Raw genomic sequence first — 19,475 nt, 5'->3', positions numbered from 1 at the left:
CACTCTAAACAACTAGCACCCACATAAGAAGCGGAACAAAACCTGGGACGCTTCACGCACCCGTTTACCTTTCAAGGAATAGTAAGAGTTCCGTTTAGTTTTTTGATCAAAATGAGCCAGCACATAAGAGACCACTTCCCGAATCCTGCGCGGATCCAGCAAAGCCTCCTCGGTAGCAATCGCGAGCACTTCCTCTTCGCTAATCCCCTCCCGAGGTTTAAGAGTGTTCACGTAGTCAATACGAAACGGCAACACATTTTGGTCACTGATCGCATCGGTAATGGTGTAAGAATGCAGGCGGTCACCAAAAACCTGCGCAGTCGTGCGGATCGCCAGCGAAGAACCCGTAGCCTTATTTTCATTAAATAAGGGCGTGCCGGTGAAACCAAACAGGTGATAGTTACGAAATGCCCGCTTTATCGTCTGATGCATATCCCCAAACTGGCTGCGGTGACATTCATCGAAAATAATAACAATATGGCTGTCATAGATTTTGTGTTGGGCATTGGCACGCACAAAATTGGAAAGCTTTTGGATAGTGGTAATCACGATTTTGGCTTTATCGTTCGCTAGCTGCGCGGCAAGCTGCCGGGTAGACCGATTAGAGTTAACCGCTCCTTTTTGGAAAGCCTCATATTCTTTCTTGGTTTGATGATCCAGGTCTTTACGGTCAACCACAAACAGAACCTTATCCACCCCCTCCACTTGGGTAACCAGCTGCGCGGTCTTAAAACTGGTTAGGGTTTTCCCGCTGCCAGTGGTGTGCCAAATATAGCCGCCGGCCTCAATAGTGCCCAGCTTCTTATAGTTGGTAGCAATCTGCACCCGGTTAATGATCCGTTCGGCCGCCACAATCTGGTAAGGGCGCAGCACCATCAGGTTCTTCTCGGTAGTAAACACGCAATATTTAGTGATCACATTGAGCAAAGTGCGTCCCGATAGGAAAGTTTTCGCAAAATCCATCAGCTCCGTGATGTGACGGTTGCGCGCATCAGTCCACCAAGAAGTGAACTCAAAACTGGCTGTACTCCCCCGCTTGCCCGATCTAGACTGCTCTTTCACATGCTGCAACCGGGTAGTGTTCGCATAATATTTCGTATACGTCCCATTCGAGATAATAAACAGTTGCACATACTCGAATAACCCGTTACCAGCCCAAAAGCTATCCCGTTGATAGCGGTTAATCTGGTTAAAAGCTTCCCGCAGCTGCACTCCCCGCCGTTTTAGTTCAATATGCACCAGCGGAAACCCGTTTACCAGGATAGTTACGTCGTAACGGTTATGGTGGGTGCCGTCCGTTTCATATTGGTTAATCACCTGCAGACGGTTACGGTGAATATTAACCTTATCCAGCAGGTGAATATTCTTTTGAGTGCCGTCATCCCGCTCTAAAACCAGCGCCGCGGGGCTAGCCTGGATAATCGCGGTTTTTTCTAAAATCCTGCGGGAAGGATTAGCCAACTCGGTTTTAAAGAAACGCTCCCACTCGCGGTCACTAAAAGAAACCTCGTTTAAGGCTTCCAGGCTACGCCGCAAATTATTTTCGAGGGCGAAGGCATCTTTTATCGGTAAATACTCGTATTCTTGCCGCTGGAGTTGTTCAATTAACGCTTTTTCGAGGGCGGCTTCGCTTTGATACGCCTTTTCTTTACGTTCTTCCGGCTCGTAGGTGGCGACTACCGTAGCATCTTCACTGGTGGCAATCGGTAAATAGGTGTTCATGAAGTCTCCTGGAAACAACTGGAGTTGGCAACTGTTTCTATCTTAGTGGCGCTGGAGCTTTAAATTTGTGCTACCTAGCCGAAGCTTTTTTGGTAGCCCAAGGTTTCTAGTAGCTCCGCGCGAGGTAATAGTTGTTATTCCCTGCCAAGCCTTACTATCGGGCTACCTGTTACGGGTCTGGCTCGGTAAAAGCACTCCGGGGACCCCGTGACCTGCTGCGCAGGTCAAGCCCCTCTCATATCTTTTACCGGCCGCGACCCGAATCACGCAGTTACGCACAGGGGAAAAGTTGTCCCACCTGACAGGCACGGGTGAGAGATTTTTCCTCCCGCCTAAGAGTTCGGATAAAAATCACGCGCGGGGCAAAAGTTTTTCCTCCTGCCCAAAATCTAAAAAGACCTTGTCTTTTTAGATTTACGCCCACCTAGCCTGCTCGGATAAAACTTTTTCCCCGCGCTGTTGGCTATTTTCCCCGCGCGTTGGGCGTAAATCTCGCAGTTACTTTGCGGGAGTGAAGGTTAGGAGCCGGTCGCGGTAATACTCATACTGTTTACGCCGAGCCGCAATCTCCGCCGGCAAACCAGAAGAAAGATCGTTTACCAAAGCGTCGAACTTGTCCAGAATGGCAACAATGCGTTCCTGTTCCGCCAAAGGAGGCACGGGGATTTCATATTGCTTAATAATCGACGCGTTGATATTGGATTGCGAACCTCGCCCCAGAGATTTCAACTGGTCGTAATTGTTTGAAACTACGTGAAAGACATATCGATAGTTAGCTACCGCTGAATTAATTTCTAAATTGCAACAAGCCTGATTCGTGGTCAAAGGAATTTTAGCTACGGCTGCTTTAGCAGCGGTCGCCCCATACATAGCTATCACTATAGAATTCTCTTTGACCCAGCTAGCCGAGGAATTCTTCAATCCAAGTTCAGTAATTGTCGCAGACGTTTCAAATATTTCATTAAAGTTAACGTCCTGTGTACGCAACCAAGGGATGCTTCCACCGAAATAACCAGGAACATTACGTTTCGGAGTACCCCCAGAAGAAACCTTTGCGCAAACATCATTTAGGGGCAATAGTCTAACTACGCCCCCCCACGCGGTTATTTAGGTTCTCAAAACTGAGAAGCGAGTCGCGGTAGTACTCGTACTGCTTGCGACGAGCTTCTAGCTCCGCTTCTAGCTCCGCTTCTAGCTTGGTGAAAGAATCTAGAATCCGTACAATTTCATCTTGCACTTCCAGCGGCGGCACCGGAATCTTTATTTTCGACATTCCAGTTTCGGAAATAGATCTTACTTTTACCCCAGTGATATGACGTCTCTTTTGTTTTTGGAATGAATGAGAAGAAAGAAAATATGAAACATATTTAGGATTCAATGCAGAACTATAGATTAAAGTGTGATTACTGACCGCCACTTTCTCATTACCGATCCAAGCTACGCTTTTCGCAAGATCTTCATCATTTTCACTGGTATCTGCAATAATCACGTCGCCAGGGGATGCTTTTCTGGAAGAATCAAAAACTTCAGGGGATACAAAAGACAAGGTCTCACCAGTATAAAGACTGTAGCGAGTATAAATCTGTCCGTAATGGATGCAAGGTTTTCCGCTGCTTAAAAGGTGTTTCTTTTGCGGGCCTCCGCCACGCATAAACCTACCCAAGTCACCGAGAGTTTTATACTCCACCCCGCTGGGACAGTATTTTGCGATTAGGTCGTCTATGCGGCTCATGCGTTTGCGCCCTTGCTATTGCCTTGCCCCGCCTTCATAGACAACCGGAACCTCCTATTATTTTAACTGCCCTCATTTTATAAAGTCAGCACCGAAAGTGAGGGCATTACTCTCCGTAAGTAGTGCCTATTACTCTCTATCAGGTGGCATCTAAGAACTTGCAACTAGGACATTGCCGTAGGAGCTACCTGATCTTGATTATTATCAAAAGAATTTTGCTTATCAAAGATAGGTTAAATAGGAAGTATCACCGCCATAGTTCGAGTTCGCGCCAGTTACTTGGAGCCCCCAATCTTTCAAATGGAACTAGATCGTTATTTGGGAAGCTATCAACAACCAAGTTAAGACGATTGGTTCTTGGTAATTGCAATTCGTCTTGAAGATAATGAATCAATGTAAGTTGAGCAAAAACCCTGTTAGTACAGTTAGCAATGGCTGAAAGACGCAAATCTTGAGATAGTTTCGGTTTAATATCGAAAGTTCGATTAAACACTCGCGCATGATGCGCTACATAGTTACGAAGGATATTCAGGCATTTTAACCAGGACTCAAGCTGAGGGGCACGCAAATTACATACTTGTGCTATCTCGTTGCGTGCCTGTAACGGTGACATTCGGTATAGGTGGGATAGCATCCCCCAGTCCATGATTTCGACAGCTACCCAAACCGGAAGGATACCGTCATATTGCTTGCGATGATGTCGAACAAATCCTTCTCTCGAAGCTTCCAACGCAGAGTCATACTTCGTTGCCCACACCTGGTATTCACTATTTTTCCCACGACCTTTACGTTGTTTCGCGGCTGCCCCAAGCTTATCTGGGCTTAAATGAATGAGAGGATCGATTTTCCCTAAGTGATATCCAATTAAAGCTCTCATCGCTAACTCAATTTGAACAAGCTCAGCGAAAATAGCCTGGCGAAGCGATTCATCAAAATCATAAAGAGCAACTGCTAATTCAAAGGAAGCACCCGGTCTAAATGCATTTAAACTATTTTTCGTCACTGGGTCTACCTGTCGCATTGAATACCAATATCCAGATAAGCGATAGTAATTCAGAGTAGATAGTTTTTCTTCTGCCTGCCGAGGGTTAGAAATATGCATACCTCGAGAAATCAATAACTCAACCTGTTCAGTATGCGAAAGAAAAGGTTTAATCCGTGCCATTAATACCTCCGCCGGATTTTAAAAGGACCGGCCCTGGACTTCCCACCGAGGCGGAAAGCGGAACCGGTCGTGTTAATTTCAAAATACCGAAAATGTCAAAGCATGTCAACGGATGTCAAAGCATGTCAATCGGTGTCCTAGCTTTTCAAGATTCACGCTTATCTATGGATGCCCCCTCCAGGTCGGCGACTATGGCGTCGATGGCTTCCCGTAACTTGGCTTGGCGCTCTACGATGCCGACAATGTCTTTATTGAGCTGGTGAATATCAATCTTTTCCCGAGTGTCCTTGGGTTCTACGTAACTGGATACGGAAAGGTTGTAGTCGGCCTCGGCAATATCTTCTATCGAAACCAGCTGCGCGAAATGCTCCTGATTCTCCCGTTTCCCGTAAGCCTCAAGAATCTGATCACGGAAAGGCTCGGTAATCTGGTTTTTAGTACCCGAGCGTTCAAATAGCTCCGAAGCATCAATGAACAGTACGTTCGAATCTTTCTTCGACTTCTTTAACACCAGTACGCAAGTGCCGATAGAAGTACCAAAGAACAAATCCACCGGCAACTGGATAACCGCATCCACATAGTTGCCATCCACCAGGTATTTGCGGATCTTCTTTTCCGCTCCCCCGCGATAAAGCACCCCGGGGAACTGGACAATCGCCGCGGTGCCGTCAACGGCCAGCCAAGACAAGATATGCATCGTAAACGCCAGATCCGCCTTGCCCTTAGGTGCCAATACCCCGGCAGGCGAAAAGCGCTCGTCGTTCATCAAGGTCGGCGAATCCGCCCCTATCCATTTCGTGGAATAGGGCGGGTTAGAAACGATCGCTTCGAAAGGTTCATCATCCCAATGCGCCGGGTCGGTAAGAGTATCCCCCAGGGCGATATCGAACTTAGAAAAGTTCACTCCATGCAAAAACATATTGATCCGGCATAGGTTATAGGTGGTCAGATTGATTTCTTGTCCGAAGAAACCTTCTTCCACGTTTTCGCGCCCTAAAACCTTCGCAAACTTCAACAGTAGGGAGCCAGAACCGCACGCTGGGTCATAAACCCTACCTACCCGAGTTTTACCGAGCACCGTCAGCCGGGCTATCAGTTCCGAAACATCTTGGGGAGTAAAGAATTCACCTCCAGATTTTCCGGCCGACGAGGCATACATAGTCATCAAATATTCGTAGGCATCACCGAAAGTATCAATATCGGCATCCTGATAGTTACCCAGCTCCAGGTCAGCGATAGCATCAAGCAGTTTCACCAGCTTGGCGTTACGCTCCGCAATCGAGTTCCCCAAACGGGGGCTATTGGTATTCACGTCATCAAATAGCCCTTTAAGGTCATCTTCCGAACTAGAGCCGATAGCCGAAGCCTCAATATCGGCAAATACTGCCGCTAAGGTTTCGTTTAGGTTTTGGTCACGAGGCGCGGCTCGGCGCACGTTTTGAAACAATTTCGAGGGCGGAATAAAGAACCCCAGCGTGTTCACCATATATTCCCGAGCGGTTTCTGCCTGTTCATCATCGATTTGAGCGTAGTTGAAATCTGTCTCCCCGCCCTCGGCCTGTATCTTATTTACCCAGTTGGTGATATGTTCGGAAATGAAACGGTAAAACAGCATTCCCAACACGTAGGCTTTGAAATCCCAACCATCTACGCTGCCGCGCAAATCATTGGCCACTCGCCAAATCGTCCGATGTAGATTAGCGCGCTGATCTGATGCCGCCACTAGAACCTCCTAGGTACAGAACTAGGTAATAGTCTAGCGAGACTGGCAGGTATCCTAGTTACCGCCACGCATAGATTTCACGCCCTGTAGTTTCTCCGATTATCACTAATAGCAAAACTGAACGACTGTTGTAACGACAAAGGCATTAATGGATTTATGCACGTACCCGGGTATATCTCTGGCTATAAATGACGCCCATCCAGCGTTTATCAACGCGATACCTATTGAGTTAAATAATTAAAGCTTCTAGTCTAGGGGTTTACTCTACCAGCCTTACCTCCACGGGAACTAGGAGATCCCCCGTGAGTATCACACTAAAACTTTAGGAAGGAATGATCGATGGACTCCTTGAGTAAGCCAAGCGGACGGAAGCGACTTTCGCGTTCTTCCATTGCGGCTTTATCAGCTCTGGCATTAGCGGCAGGCGCCTTAGTGACCGCACCAAGCTTCATGTCACCTCAATCCGCTACTGCGGCAGAGCTCTCCGGCGGTATCCGGGATAAATCTGGCGCGGTCGAGAAGGCAGATCAAAAAGCTTCAGATCTGCCTGCCGGCTCTTGTGTTGTTGAAAGCGGCGACCCGGACGGCAGCCAGGCTGGCTTTACCTGGGGAACTTTGGAGCCAAGTGCTACCAGCCCCTCTAAAACCGCTTGGGGAATAGGTATTTCATTCGATAACTCAAAAGATCGCACGTTCGTCGATTGGAGCTTTACTAATTCGGGTCGCCTCGGTGCGTATTTGAATACGGCACCGGTGTCCTCCATGGATATTGGTCAGGCGCTTGCCAATGATAAGGCAGTGGTTACCCACAAAGCCGATGAAAACATTGATATTACCGGAAGGGGGGCTCAAAGGAACATCAATCTTTTGGCGAACCTGACGGAAGACAAGGTTGGGCAGTACGCGCAGGCCAGTTCCGCAAACCCGGTGCGCTACGCATGGAAGAGTGACTACACGCAGGAAAATCCCAGCCTCCACGCGACGCAAGGTAGCAGCGCTCTTTTCTCCGCTGTGGTTAACCCCTGGCCGAGCGAGAACATTGAATGTAACCCCATCACTGTGTCCTGGGAGAACTTCCAAAAGCACGTTATCGTCCCGGGTGAGGAAACCAAGGTCGGCACGATCAATGTGCCAGCGGTGGCAAACGGCGGCAAGGACGATTCGCTGTCCCGCATGGTGGTAGAGGCCTACGATGGTAACGGTAAGTTCATTGGTACCACGGATCCGGCAGCCTCTGGCGGTGAAAAGATGCTGCGTATCGACGACAGCGGCGATATCTATTTCACCTGGCCGAAGTACCGCGGCACGAACCTGGCGGATGACAAGAACGTGAACTTCTCCGTTCTGGCAAAGCCGCGTACCGTGGATCAGCTTCAGGCTGCCGGTGGAAACAACGATCCGTATGGCGAGCCCAAGACGTTCGAAAGCTCCAACTCGCTGGATCGCTATAGCACGGCAAATGTCATCGACTCCAAGGCGTTCTCCCTGGATGACACTGAGTATCACAACCCGCAGTACGACAAGACCGATGCCTCGATCATCTCGGGTGTCGATAGCGAAACCGGCCCCTTGGCTACTGAACCACAGAAGGTTGTATTCACCCAGACTCCTGATCTGATTAAGGAACTGGAAAAGAAGAAGGCCGATGGCGGTTTCGAGGCTACGGTCAGACTAGACGATAAATACGTCTACGAGGGCTGGACCGTTGAGATGGACGATGACTACAACGTCACCGTGACTGCCCCAGAGAATCCGAAGCCGGGCACTTTTGCCCGCCCGAAGATTACGGTGGAGTACTCGAACGGTTCTACGGACGTTTTGGAACTGCTAGTGGTAGTGGACCCGAACCACACGCAAGTCACGGATCTGGTGCGCCCGGGATTGTCTAAAGGCAAAGTGAATGAGGAAATATCTGCACAGATCCTTACTAAGTCGATTATGAAGGGGCACTCTCCTGTCCATCCGGCAAAGTTCGAGATTGACCCGGATAGTGTTCCGGAAGGCTGGACCGTCACGGTTGACAATACCGGCAAGGTCACTGCCAAGGCAGACGATAGTGTTGCCCCAGGTACCATTATCACTCCGAAAGTGAAGGCTACCTACCCGGATCAGACCACCGATGAAATCGAGGTTCAGTTCCAGGCCTTCGCGGAAATAAAGATCCCTGATTACGACACGGTGACCGGTAAGCCAAAGACAACGGTCAGCTTACTGCCCACCATCCCCGAGCGTGGCCTTAGCGGTAACACCACTGACGAAGCTCCAGATCGCTACACCTTTGAGAATGGTCAAACCGAGACTGTTCTAAAAGATAAAGACGGTAATGAGTGGAAAGTTTCCATCGACGAGAACACAGGTGAAATCACCACTACCATCCCAAGTGATGCGGAGGAAGGCGATCAGCTGGATGTTCCGGTTATGGCTCACTACAAGAATGGAAATAAGTTCAAGCCACAAAAGGTGACCGGCACGGTCGTTGTTATTAAGGGTGACCTGAAGGCGGAATATAACGTCCAGGTGACTGGCCCGGACCAGGCGGTAAAGCACCAGGTTGAGGGCGCTCCCAAAGGCTCCACATACTCCTTTGGGAAGAACGCGGATGGCTCGCCGATTACCGAGCAAGAAGTTGATGGCTGGAAGTACCAGATTGACCCGAACACCGGTGAGGTCACCGCTACCCCACCGGCAGATGCCAAGCCAGGTGATAAGAAGACTATTACAGTCACCGTGGATGCTCCAGGAGACTTGACCACCGACACCCCGGTCACCACCGTGGTGAAGTTAATGAACAATTGGGAGGCCAACCCGGTAATTCCGCCAAAGACGGTATACCCCGGCGACACTGTGACATCGCCATTGGCAATCGAAAAGCCAAAGGATATTGAGGTTGCCAAGGACAAGCCGTATGAGATTGCTCCGCTGCCGGATTACGTCGAAGCGACCGGCGAAACGAATAAGTTTGGCAACCCGACCTACACGTTGAAAACCGATCACGGCGACTGGATCGTCAGCTTAGATGACAAGGGCAACGTGATCTCCACTGCGCCGGAGACTGCGAAACCAGGCGATAAGATCGAGGTTCCCGTAACCGTGACCTACGAGGACGGTTCTAAGGACATCACCTCCGCTGTCGTGAACGTTGTTAAGGTTCCGGAGCGCGAGATTCCGTTTAAGGTCGAGTACAAGTACGACGACACCATTCCTGCTGGCAAGTACAAGGTTGAAACCGAGGGGCAACCGGGCGCGGAAACCATGAACGCAGATGGTACCTGGACCCGTATCTTGGATCCTGTTAACGAGGTTGTAGTGGTCGGCACCAAGCCGGCTGAGAGCGCCAAGGACGTGACCTGGACGGTTCCGATCCCGTATCCAACCGAGGTTCGCGAAAACTCGAAGCTGGCTCCTGGTGAGACAAGGGTTGTCCAGGAAGGTGAGAACGGCGAGAAGACTTACACGGCGAAGTTCACCGCTCAGGGTGACAAAGCCGAGGTAGCTGAGGCGGAAACCACTAAGGAACCGAAGAAACGTATTATTGAATACGGTCCGCGCTTGGGTGCTGACGAGTTGGTGACCAAGGTTGAAAAGCCCGTTCCGTTCGAAACCGAGATCGTCTTTGATGACACCCTAGAAAAGGGTAAGCAGGTTGTAGACCAGACCGGTGAGCTGGGCACTGACGTTGTGACTTCGACCCAGAAGATCAAGGACGGCAAGCCAGACGGCGACCCGACCGTGACCACTGAGCGCACCAAGGAGCCGGTCAAGCAGATCATCCGCGTGGGCACCAAGTGCCCGCCTGCTGCTGAAACGGTTGAGTGGATCGAAAAGACCCCGTTCAAGGTCGAGGTGCGTGTCAACCCTGATCTGAAACCTGGTGAAAAGAAAGTCATCCAGGAAGGCAAACAGGGCGAGATCAAGCACACCGTCACGGTGAAGAATGAAAACGGGCAGGTCTCCAAAGAGGAATCCTCCGAGAAGATCAGCGATCCGGTTGACCACATCGTGGAAGTTGGCCCGAACAAGACTCAAACCGAGCTGACGGATACACACAAGGAACAGATTCCGTACGACACGATTATCGAGTACGACCCGAACCTAGAAGCTGGCAAGATGGTTGAGGATCAACCTGGTGAACTCGGTGAAAAAGAAATCACCAAGACCTGGCAGCTAGAGAATGGCGAGCCAGTGGGCGATCCGGAATCTTCTGAAAAGATCATCAAGGAACCGCAGGCGCGCAAACTCCGCGTAGGTACGAAGTGTGCCTGCGAGGTTCCGACGGAGCCTTCTGAGCCTTCTGAGCCTTCTGAGCCGGCGGAGCCGGACGAACCAACGGATAAACCGTCTAACAAGCCAGTTGAGCCGGTGAAGCCGGGGCATAATCCATCCAATAACCCCAGCAAACCAGGTAAGACTAAGCAAGTCCGAAAAGGTTCTTATAAGTCAAAGAATCCCACCTATGCTAGGAGCTCTGCAGACTCGCTAGCGCGAACTGGCGCCGATGTGGCGAATACCGCATACGTGGGTATGGGGATGATCGGTGCCGGATTGGTACTGGCCGTTGCCAGACGTCGGAGCCGTCGTGACTAACGGTTTAGGCTGAGCGGGGGCTCCTGCCCCGTCCAGACAACCCAAAGCAAGGGGCTCGGTGCAATATAACGCACCGAGCCCCTTGCTTTCTTCGTCTGATCAGCTTGGCGCGCTAAGACTTGCCGACTCCTCCCCTCAAACAAAACGCGTGCTAACTACTTCTTAAGTTCGAGTGCTAGGGCAAACCCTAGTCTGGAATCCTATTTATTTTGGTAAGTGACCTCTAAAGTGGCGCGCGCCAGGGAATGGAACAGCGCCTGGAAGTTAGCAGCCGCCGCCGAGGCGTCCTCATCCAGTTCCAAAGTTTCCGTATCCAAGGCGTGAACGGCAAAAATATAGCGGTGAGGACGATCCCCCTTCGGCGGAGCTGCCCCCATATATGACCAGCCGCCCCCATCGTTGCGCAAATGGAAAGCCGGGCCGTCAAGCTCTAAGTCACTGCTGCCCGCACCAGTTGCCAGGGAAGTCATCTCCGCCGGGATATCAGTAATCAACCAATGCCAAAATCCGGAAGGAGTAGGGGCATCAGGATCGAAACAAGTCAGCAGGAAAGACTGGGTTTCTTTCGGAAAACCGCTCCAAGAAAGCTGCGGAGACAGGTTCTCCCCCGCCGCAATCTGCGCGGTGGGCATCTGCCCGCCTGCCGTCATATCGGTAGAAGTCAAAGTAAAAGTAGGAAGCTGCGGCAGCGCCTGGTAAGGGTCGAGAGCCATCGGACGGGAGTTAAGATCCATAATTCCTCCAGTAAATCGGTGCTTGTGCCTCCAGGCTACGTGAATATTCCCGCTTAGGCAGCATAATCACGAACCGATACCCGCACCCGGATTGTTTCGCGAACACCAAAAAGATCTAGAATCGAGGGCGTGTTGCATTTGATCTATTTCGAGCCGCGGATTCCGGGAAATACCGGAGCTGCTATCCGCTTATCCGCTTGCACCGGCACCCTATTACACCTAGTAGAACCGCTTTGTTTCGACATGGATGACACAAAGCTCAAACGCGCGGGACTCGACTACCACGACCTCGCACACGTGAAAGTACACCCTAATCTAGAGGACGCCCTCGCCGATATCCCCGGAAAAATCCACGCCTTTACCGGTCACGCGAAGCTGCATTTTCAAGAGGTTTCTTATGGGAGCGAGGACGGACTGTTATTTGGCCCGGAACCTACTGGTCTCCCGGAGGATGTTATGAAACATCCTCGCATAGCTAACCTGGTGCGGATCCCCATGGTTCCACATTTGCGCTCTTTGAACTTAACGATTTCAGCTAGTATCGGCTTGTACGAGGCTCTGCGGCAAAACTCTTACCCGAATCTAGTTTAATTACTATTCCCGGGGCGCAGCGGGGACGACACTATCAGCCAGACCAAAGTTAGCGCCGTTAGAATCGCGGGCAAATAATAGTAGGCCTGCCCCCAGTTATACAGCAGCTGCGCGCTATCTAGGTGCGCAGACGAGAAGGCAAAAGCAAATAGCACCAGCAGCAAAGCTTCGATCCCAGTGAGCGTCCAGGCAAGTAGGCGCATCCGCCGGCCGTTATGAATCACCGCGATCGATAAAACAATCCAATGCGCCACGTTCGCCAGTGACAACATAGCCAACCCATATCCGGCAGAACCAGAGGCCGGCAGGGTGGAAAACTCGTGGAACAGCGCAACCACCGCGAACACCACTAAGAGTGCCATGAAGATACGTCCCCCTCCCCAAGAGGCGGTGCGCGGATCTTTATGGGACTGCTGCGCAGACTCAGATGCTGACAATATCTTCTCCGGAGTTTTACGGTAGGTGTCTTTAGATTCTACCGGTACTAGTCGCCACCCCCCTCCACTCTCACCCCAAGCTCAATAATATTTATGTATTCTCCTTCACATTTTTTCGCCATCTTTAGAAAGAGCGTAATTCCACCGTGCGTTCGCTGTTCAAAAATGAAACAATGTTTGCAGGTGTCTGTAAATGTGCCGGCAGGGATAAACCTTTGGGTAAGGTTCTTGCCTCGCCCGGTCATGGCCAGACATAGCCGTGCTTTTATCAAGGAGAACATCACAATGACGAGCACCTATGACATTGTAGTCTTGGGCGCAGGCAGCGGTGGATACGCTACCGCCTTGCGCGCTTCCCAACTGGGAATGAAAGTCGCCCTCATCGAGGGGGACAAAGTGGGCGGCACCTGCCTCCACCGGGGCTGCATCCCCACGAAGGCAATGTTGCACGTGGCAGAAACCGTGGATGCCATCAAAGAAGCCTCTCGTCTGGGCGTAAAAGCCACCTTTGACGGCGTTGATATGAACGAGGTGGGGCACTTCCGGGACAAGACCATTTCTCGCTTATACAAGGGACTACAGGGGCTGGTGAAATCCCGCAAGATCGACTACATCCAAGGATGGGGTCGAGTGGTCAGCGCCAATACTGTCCAGGTTGGCGACCAGACTTACCAAGGGAAAAACCTGGTACTCGCTACCGGCTCTTATTCGAAGTCTCTGCCCGGTCTGGAAATCGAGGGGCGAGTGATCACTTCCGATCAGGCGCTGCAACTTGATTGGGTTCCCAACAAGGCAGTGGTGCTCGGCGGTGGAGTTATCGGAATCGAGTTCGCGAGCCTGTGGGCTTCCCTGGGCACCGAGGTAACCGTGATTGAAGGCTTGCCTCATTTAGCTAATAACGAGGACGCCTCCATTTCTAAGGGGCTAGAGCGGGCATTCCGTAGCCGCGGTATCACCTTCAAGACCGGCACCATGTTCGATTCAGTTACCCAAACTGGTAACTCGGTGCAGGTTAAAACCCAGTCAGGCGATACTTTTGATGCCGACCTGCTGCTGGTAGCCGTGGGACGCGGTCCGCGCACCCAAGACATGGGATTTGAACAAATCGGGGTAAATATTGATCGCGGTTTTATCCCGGTAGATGAACACTTGATGACTAACGTTCCCGGGGTATATGCCGTTGGCGATATTGTTCCCGGTCTGCAGCTGGCGCATCGGGGTTTCGCGCAAGGGATTTTCCTGGCCGAATACTTAGGTGGTCTGGATCCTCAGCCCTTGGTAGAGCCCAATATTCCGCGGGTCACTTTCTGTGAACCCGAGATCGCTTCGGTTGGTTTAACCCAGACGCAAGCGGAAGAAAAGTTCGGCAAAGACCAGGTGAAAGTTACCGAATACAATCTGGCCGGCAACGGCAAATCCCAGATTCTGGGCACTGGCGGAATCATTAAACTGGTGGCGCAAAAAGACGGCCCGATCGTAGGGTTCCACGCCCTAGGGAAACGGGTAGGCGAATTGGTTGGCGAAGGCCAGCTTATGGTCAACTGGGAGGCCTTCCCGGAAGATTTGGCGGCCTTAGTACATACCCACCCCACCCAAGATGAAGCAATTGGTGAAGCTGGAATGGCTCTTGCCGGCAAACCCTTACATTCCTAAGGTCCAGAAAGGTAGATTAATAACATGGCACAAGATATTGAGATGCCCGCTCTGGGCGAATCGGTAACCGAAGGTACAGTTTCTCGCTGGTTAAAGAAGGTTGGGGATCAGGTAGCAGTAGATGAACCGCTACTGGAAGTATCCACCGACAAGGTTGACTCTGAAGTTCCCTCTCCCATCGCGGGGGTGATCACCGAAATTTTGGTGGAAGAGGACGAAACCGTAGACGTAGGAACGGTAGTTTGCCGGGTAGGTGAAGCAAGCGAAGCCCACTCGGATGCCCCTGCTAGCTCGCCAGCACCTCAGACACAAGACACTCCTGTTCCCTCTATCCCGGCTACTCCCCCGATGCCGGAAACCCCGGCAGGTGACTCTGCTCCGGCAGGTGACGGACAAGCCGTAGAAATGCCGGCCTTAGGCGAATCGGTAACCGAGGGCACCGTTTCTCGATGGTTAAAGAAAGTAGGCGACCAGGTAGCGGTAGATGAACCGTTACTGGAAGTGTCCACTGACAAAGTCGATTCTGAAGTGCCTTCCCCGATCGCCGGGGTAGTCACTGAAATTTTGGTACAAGAGGATGAAACCGTAGATGTGGGCACCGTGCTTTGCCGCGTAGGCAATAGCGCGGCGGCTCCGGCTCAAAGCAGCGCACCCGCCGCACCGGCTGCGTCCCCCACCCCGGCGGCACCTGCTGCTCCGGCAGCTCCTGCGGTTCCCCCGGCTCCCTCCCTGCCGGACAATCTGGAAGAACTACCGGGTGCGGGCATTCCGTCTTCTATCAAACGCGAGGGTGACCATCACGTAGTCCAATGGGCTTACCCGCAGGTACACACCGGTTATCCGGGTACGATGACTGCCCAGGGACAGGTGGTACCCCCCTCCGATAATCTTCCCGCAGCTCCGGCCGCTCCGGCCGCTCCCAAAGCTGAGGCAGCTCCAGCCGCGCCGCAGCCACCGGCAGCACCTCCGGCTCCCGCTGCACCTAAGGCGCCGGCGGCTCCGACACCTCCAGCCACCTCCGCACAGCCAGAGGAAAAACCGCAGGCAGCCAAGCAGGTAAGCGGCGGTTACGTAACTCCGATCGTACGCAAGCTAGCGCGCGAAAAGGGAGTAGATATTTCCACCCTTAAAGGCAGTGGCGTAGGAGGACGGATCCGGCGCGAGGACGTGTTGGCAGCTGCGCAGAAACCGCAAACGGCACCGGCAGCAGCTCCGGAAGTGCCCGCAGCTCCGCTACCTCCGATCGAGCCGGCGCAGGAACGGGGAAAGACCGAGAAACTATCCCGGATGCGCCAAACTATCGCCAAGCACATGATGAATTCGCTGGCCTCTACCGCGCAGCTAACTACGGTGGTAGAGGTGGACGTTACCCGGATCGCAAATCTGCGAGCGCGCGCCAAAGACTCTTTTGCGCAGCGAGAAGGCACCAAGTTGTCCTTCTTGCCCTTCTTTGTGAAAGCGGCCGTGGAAGCCCTGAAGGCACATCCGAAGATCAACTCGCGGGTAAATGACGAAACCAACGAGGTCACCTACTTTGATCACGAAAACGTAGGTATCGCGGTTGACTCGGAGAAGGGTCTGATGGTTCCGGTTATCAAGAACTGTGGCGATCTGACGATCGCGGCTATTGCCCGCAAGATCAACGAGCTGGCCACGAAAGTTCGCGACGGTTCTATCAGTATTGATGAAATGTCTGGCGGTACTTTCTCGATTACCAATACTGGTTCGCGTGGCGCCCTCTTCGATACGCCGGTAGTTAACTACCCGGAGGAAGCGATTTTGGGACTGGGCACGATTGTGCGCCGGCCGATGGTAGTGAAAGATTCTGAAGGAAACGACACTATTGCGGTGCGTTCCCTGGTGTACCTGGCGCTATCTTATGACCACCGTCTAATCGACGGCGCGGATGCAGCTCGTTACCTGACTACGGTAAAGAAGCGCCTAGAAGAAGGCGACTTCTCTGCCGAGGTTGGACTGTAGGATCTCTAACTAGCTAAAAGTTAATATTCCTGATATTGTTCTTTGGCTCCGGGAAACCCGGAGCCAAAGAACAATTTTATACCTTCATTTTCAGTAAAAATGGGCATTTACCCGTAAACACATGAACCACCCCAATTATTGACGAGGTTATTTAACCCCCATAAAAACGGGAGAATCCCCCTCCAAGAACCGCAACCGCAGTTACATCCCAAAAATATCGGGGGGACGCTTGGTGATCTGCTGAAAAATCATGCGTGCCTGATTGTTTTGGTAACGAATCCAAATCCAGGACTGCACCGAATCGGAATCAAAATAGATTACCTGTGCAGTGTGCGGGCCTAGCTCGCGTACTTCCACCTCGGAGGGGGAAGGCGGAGCCTCCGCCAAGAGAGCCGCAGCCTCGGTCCGGGAAATAGGAACCCCCAGTTCTCCGATCGACATGAAATCCGGATGCATTAGTTCCCTAATTTTTACCCGGTCAGCACGGGCGCAATACTTTTGAAAACGCAGATCCTCGTCTCTTACTACCTGGGTGATAGCGCGTAAATTGGCGGCGGCTCCTCGCGCCAGAGACCCTATTCCCCCAACACCAACCGGTCCCGAATTGGAGCCTTCCCGCCAGGTAGTTCCCGTCTGCGGGCTCTGAGTATTGCGGGGAAGCTTGGTGACGTTATCGGGAATATTTTCCTCGACCTTCGGCATTGGGCATTCGCTAACCACTAAACCCTCTAGGTTCTGCCGGTAATTGCCGCTGAGCAGTTCGGGGCTAATCCCTGGACCTAGGTTTATTTCTTTGCCGTCACGGTGGGCATAGACCACTTCCCGCGCGTAAATATGTGCCTGCGTCAGTAGTGCTTGCTCTTTAGAGCCGGCACAGGCAACTTGCAAAGATTTACCTTCCAGAAAATGATCAATATTGCGAATAATAGAAAGATCAGTAACCGGCATCCCATCAAGTTTTTGCCAGTTATTACTGCGCCATTTATGCCGCCAGGTTTGCAGCACTGCCGCCACGTACTCGGAAGAAGTGAAAATAACCAGTGGTTCGTTTATCTGGTGACAACGACGCACAAAAGAAAATACCGCTTGAAATTGGGCTTGCGTTATCGATGCGGAATCCTCCACGTATCCGCACGCCCAATTCTCTTGGTCAATCGCCCATGCCCAACCCACCAGGTTAGCTTCTGCAAGCATATAGGCGTCGACTGCTACGGTTAAAGTCACTTAGATATCTTTTCACATTTATTCAGAGATTGCTTACTACTTGCATAGATCCCGCCTCAATGGGAAGCATTTTCCGATTTTATCCGGGAGGAGAGTAACTGGCGAGCCTGCCCCGCCAAAACTACCGACCCAAAAATCACGATCCCGACCGCGTCAGCCGGAAGATTTCCTTCTTCGGTTAATGAAACCGCCTGGTCTACCGCATCCAAAAGGTTAGGTGCCGCAAAAGTTTGTTCGACACCAAAGACTTCTCCCGCGATTTTCGCCAGTTCCACCGGTTCCATGGCGCGCTCTCCCTCCATCGGCAAAGTCACCACTGCATCTAACAGCGGCTCCATTTCCGCGAGGATACCTTCCACATTTTTGTCGCCCATTGCCGAAAAAACGCCCACTACTTTTTGGAATCCAAATGCATCCTCAATCCCGGCTCTCAGCGCCGCTGCCCCCGCCGGATTATGCGCCGCATCTACGATAACCGTGGGAGAGCCTCCCAATACCTCTAGGCGCCCGGGAGAGCGCGCGGCGTCCAGCCCGGCTGCCAGCACTTCCTCGGAAAGCGCTTTGCCTGCTCCCAGCGCCTCTACGGCTGATATTGCCAGGGCAGCGTTTACCGCTTGGTGACTACCAAAGAGCGGTAAATAGACGTCTTGATAGGTGGCTGCCGGGGTGGTAAGAGTAAATACCTGTCCCCCTACCGCCATTTTCTGCTCACTAACGAGGAGGTCCTCACCATATAAGCGCAAGGTGGCACCTTTTTCTTGGCACGCCTGCCTAATCACCTGGAGCGCTTCATCTGCTTGCGGGGCGCAAATAACGGTGGCACCCGGTCGAATAATCCCCGCTTTTTCCTGGGCAATCTGGGCAAGCGTATCCCCTAACCATTTTTCATGATCAAAAGAAATGGGACAGATCACCTGCACCGGGCTGTCGAGGACATTGGTGGAATCCCAACGTCCTCCCATCCCCACTTCGATTACTCCCACATCGATAGGGGCGGAAGCAAAAGCTTGGAACGCTAGAGCGGTTAGATATTCGAAGAAAGAAAGACGGCCTTGCCCGATGCTTTCGCCCTCTTTATCAGCGAGGGCGATAATCGGTTCCACGTCTTGGTTGGCTTGTAAGAATGCCTGGGGGCTGATCGGTTCCCCGTCAATTGATATTCTTTCCCGCACGCTAAGCAGGTGCGGAGAGGTAAAACGCCCAACCCGGAGTCCTTGGGCACTCAAGAGACTGTCAGCGATCCGTGCAGTAGAGGTTTTCCCGTTGGTACCGGCAATATGCAAACTGGGATAGGACAGTTGCGGGTCAGAAAGATAGTCGAGGGCGCGCTCGATCCGTGCCTTAGTTGGCGAAATATTATGTTCAGGGCGTCGGTTGAGTATCTGGGCATACACCTGAGCCACCTCAAAATCCGCTCGCAAGGATTCATCCGAAGTCGGTGAATCCGGTGCGGTTTCAGGTGCGGAACTGTCGCGGCCATTGTCTGTGTTTTCTTCGTCTTTTGCGGCTTCCGGGTCTGCGAGCTCCTCGGGCAAAACTATCCCGCCCGCTTGCAGTGCCGCCCGCAGGCGCTCACTGTCTTGCTGATCTGCTAAGTTATCGCTGATTGGTAAATCGATACGTTCTTGCCGGTCGGCTTCCACAAGATAGGGCAATAGCTCGGGATCTATCCCTCCGCTCTCGCCGTGAGCGTTTTTCGCAATCTCTTCGTACGGGTTGACCTGGCGTTCTTGACCGTCTTGACTTTGCACTTGCTCCCCCTTTTCAGCTCATATCCTACTGAGGGATCGACCGCCCTCCCAACTTTTATCCCTTCTTGCCTAAAACCATCCGTTTTCTGCCTCCCGTAAGCAGGCAAAATCTCCTAGCGCCAAGGATTTAACAGGATAACTGTTAAATAAAACAATAAAACTGTTGTATTATCGACATT

General features: G+C 52.0%; 13 protein-coding genes. 4 read left to right on the top strand and 9 right to left on the bottom strand.

Annotation, left to right across the window (positions count from 1 at the left end; genetic code table 11):
• Positions 1 to 12: 12 nt before the first annotated feature.
• The 5 genes from L0M99_RS06570 to L0M99_RS06550 all read right to left on the bottom strand — a co-directional run bounded on the left by L0M99_RS06570 (position 13) and on the right by L0M99_RS06550 (position 6,342).
• Positions 13 to 1,722, bottom strand: a complete 1,710-nt coding sequence (locus L0M99_RS06570; RefSeq protein WP_238128140.1) for a type I restriction endonuclease subunit R — start codon at positions 1,720 to 1,722, stop codon at positions 13 to 15.
• A 498-nt stretch (positions 1,723 to 2,220) separates the two neighbouring features.
• Positions 2,221 to 2,799 (bottom strand): restriction endonuclease subunit S, encoded by a 579-nt coding sequence (locus L0M99_RS06565; protein WP_238128139.1) that lies wholly within the window; start codon positions 2,797 to 2,799, stop codon positions 2,221 to 2,223.
• 4 nt (positions 2,800 to 2,803) lie between these two features.
• Positions 2,804 to 3,454, bottom strand: coding sequence for a restriction endonuclease subunit S (locus L0M99_RS06560; protein ID WP_238128138.1), 651 nt, complete (start codon positions 3,452 to 3,454; stop codon positions 2,804 to 2,806).
• 247 nt (positions 3,455 to 3,701) lie between these two features.
• Positions 3,702 to 4,619, bottom strand: coding sequence for an Abi family protein (locus L0M99_RS06555; RefSeq protein ID WP_024058887.1), 918 nt, complete (start codon positions 4,617 to 4,619; stop codon positions 3,702 to 3,704).
• Positions 4,620 to 4,764: 145 nt separating this feature from the next.
• Entirely contained in the window at positions 4,765 to 6,342 is a 1,578-nt protein-coding gene (locus L0M99_RS06550) for a type I restriction-modification system subunit M (protein WP_024058888.1), read from the bottom strand.
• Positions 6,343 to 6,681: 339 nt separating this feature from the next.
• Between L0M99_RS06550 and L0M99_RS06545 the strand changes: the two genes are divergently transcribed.
• Positions 6,682 to 10,926 carry a G5 domain-containing protein gene (locus L0M99_RS06545; RefSeq protein WP_238128137.1) on the top strand — a complete coding sequence of 1,415 codons (4,245 nt, stop codon included), beginning with the start codon at positions 6,682 to 6,684 and terminating at the stop codon, positions 10,924 to 10,926.
• A gap of 200 nt (positions 10,927 to 11,126) precedes the next feature.
• Here L0M99_RS06545 and L0M99_RS06540 read toward each other — a convergent pair whose 3' ends face one another.
• Positions 11,127 to 11,660, bottom strand: a complete 534-nt coding sequence (locus tag L0M99_RS06540; RefSeq protein WP_238128136.1) for a YbhB/YbcL family Raf kinase inhibitor-like protein — start codon at positions 11,658 to 11,660, stop codon at positions 11,127 to 11,129.
• Positions 11,661 to 11,789: 129 nt separating this feature from the next.
• On the opposite strand from L0M99_RS06540, the gene L0M99_RS06535 reads away from it, so the two are divergent.
• Complete coding sequence (locus L0M99_RS06535; RefSeq protein WP_238128135.1) at positions 11,790 to 12,251, top strand: tRNA (cytidine(34)-2'-O)-methyltransferase; 462 nt, start codon at positions 11,790 to 11,792, stop codon at positions 12,249 to 12,251.
• Here the strand turns inward: L0M99_RS06535 and L0M99_RS06530 are convergent.
• Positions 12,248 to 12,688, bottom strand: coding sequence for a hypothetical protein (locus L0M99_RS06530; RefSeq protein ID WP_238128134.1), 441 nt, complete (start codon positions 12,686 to 12,688; stop codon positions 12,248 to 12,250). The genes L0M99_RS06535 and L0M99_RS06530 overlap by 4 nt on opposite strands.
• A 285-nt stretch (positions 12,689 to 12,973) precedes the next feature.
• Here L0M99_RS06530 and lpdA point away from each other — a divergent pair, with 285 nt between their 5' ends.
• Together lpdA and sucB are read left to right on the top strand one after the other, a co-directional pair.
• On the top strand, positions 12,974 to 14,341 hold the full coding sequence (lpdA, locus tag L0M99_RS06525; protein WP_024058893.1) for a dihydrolipoyl dehydrogenase: 1,368 nt from the start codon (positions 12,974 to 12,976) through the stop codon (positions 14,339 to 14,341).
• A 24-nt stretch (positions 14,342 to 14,365) separates the two neighbouring features.
• Complete coding sequence (sucB, locus tag L0M99_RS06520) at positions 14,366 to 16,321, top strand: 2-oxoglutarate dehydrogenase, E2 component, dihydrolipoamide succinyltransferase (RefSeq protein ID WP_238128133.1); 1,956 nt, start codon at positions 14,366 to 14,368, stop codon at positions 16,319 to 16,321.
• A 201-nt stretch (positions 16,322 to 16,522) separates the two neighbouring features.
• Here sucB and L0M99_RS06515 read toward each other — a convergent pair whose 3' ends face one another.
• Positions 16,523 to 17,545 (bottom strand): RNase H family protein, encoded by a 1,023-nt coding sequence (locus L0M99_RS06515; protein ID WP_238128132.1) that lies wholly within the window; start codon positions 17,543 to 17,545, stop codon positions 16,523 to 16,525.
• Positions 17,546 to 17,601: 56 nt separating this feature from the next.
• On the bottom strand, positions 17,602 to 19,296 hold the full coding sequence (locus L0M99_RS06510; protein ID WP_238128131.1) for a bifunctional folylpolyglutamate synthase/dihydrofolate synthase: 1,695 nt from the start codon (positions 19,294 to 19,296) through the stop codon (positions 17,602 to 17,604).
• Positions 19,297 to 19,475 lie beyond the last annotated feature (179 nt).

It is taken from the genome of Varibaculum cambriense, from assembly GCF_022133705.1.
Taxonomy (GTDB): Bacteria; Actinomycetota; Actinomycetes; order Actinomycetales; family Actinomycetaceae; genus Varibaculum; species Varibaculum cambriense_A.
The sequence above is the reverse complement of the archived record's forward strand: the minus strand, read 5'-3'. Positions and strand labels throughout refer to the sequence as shown.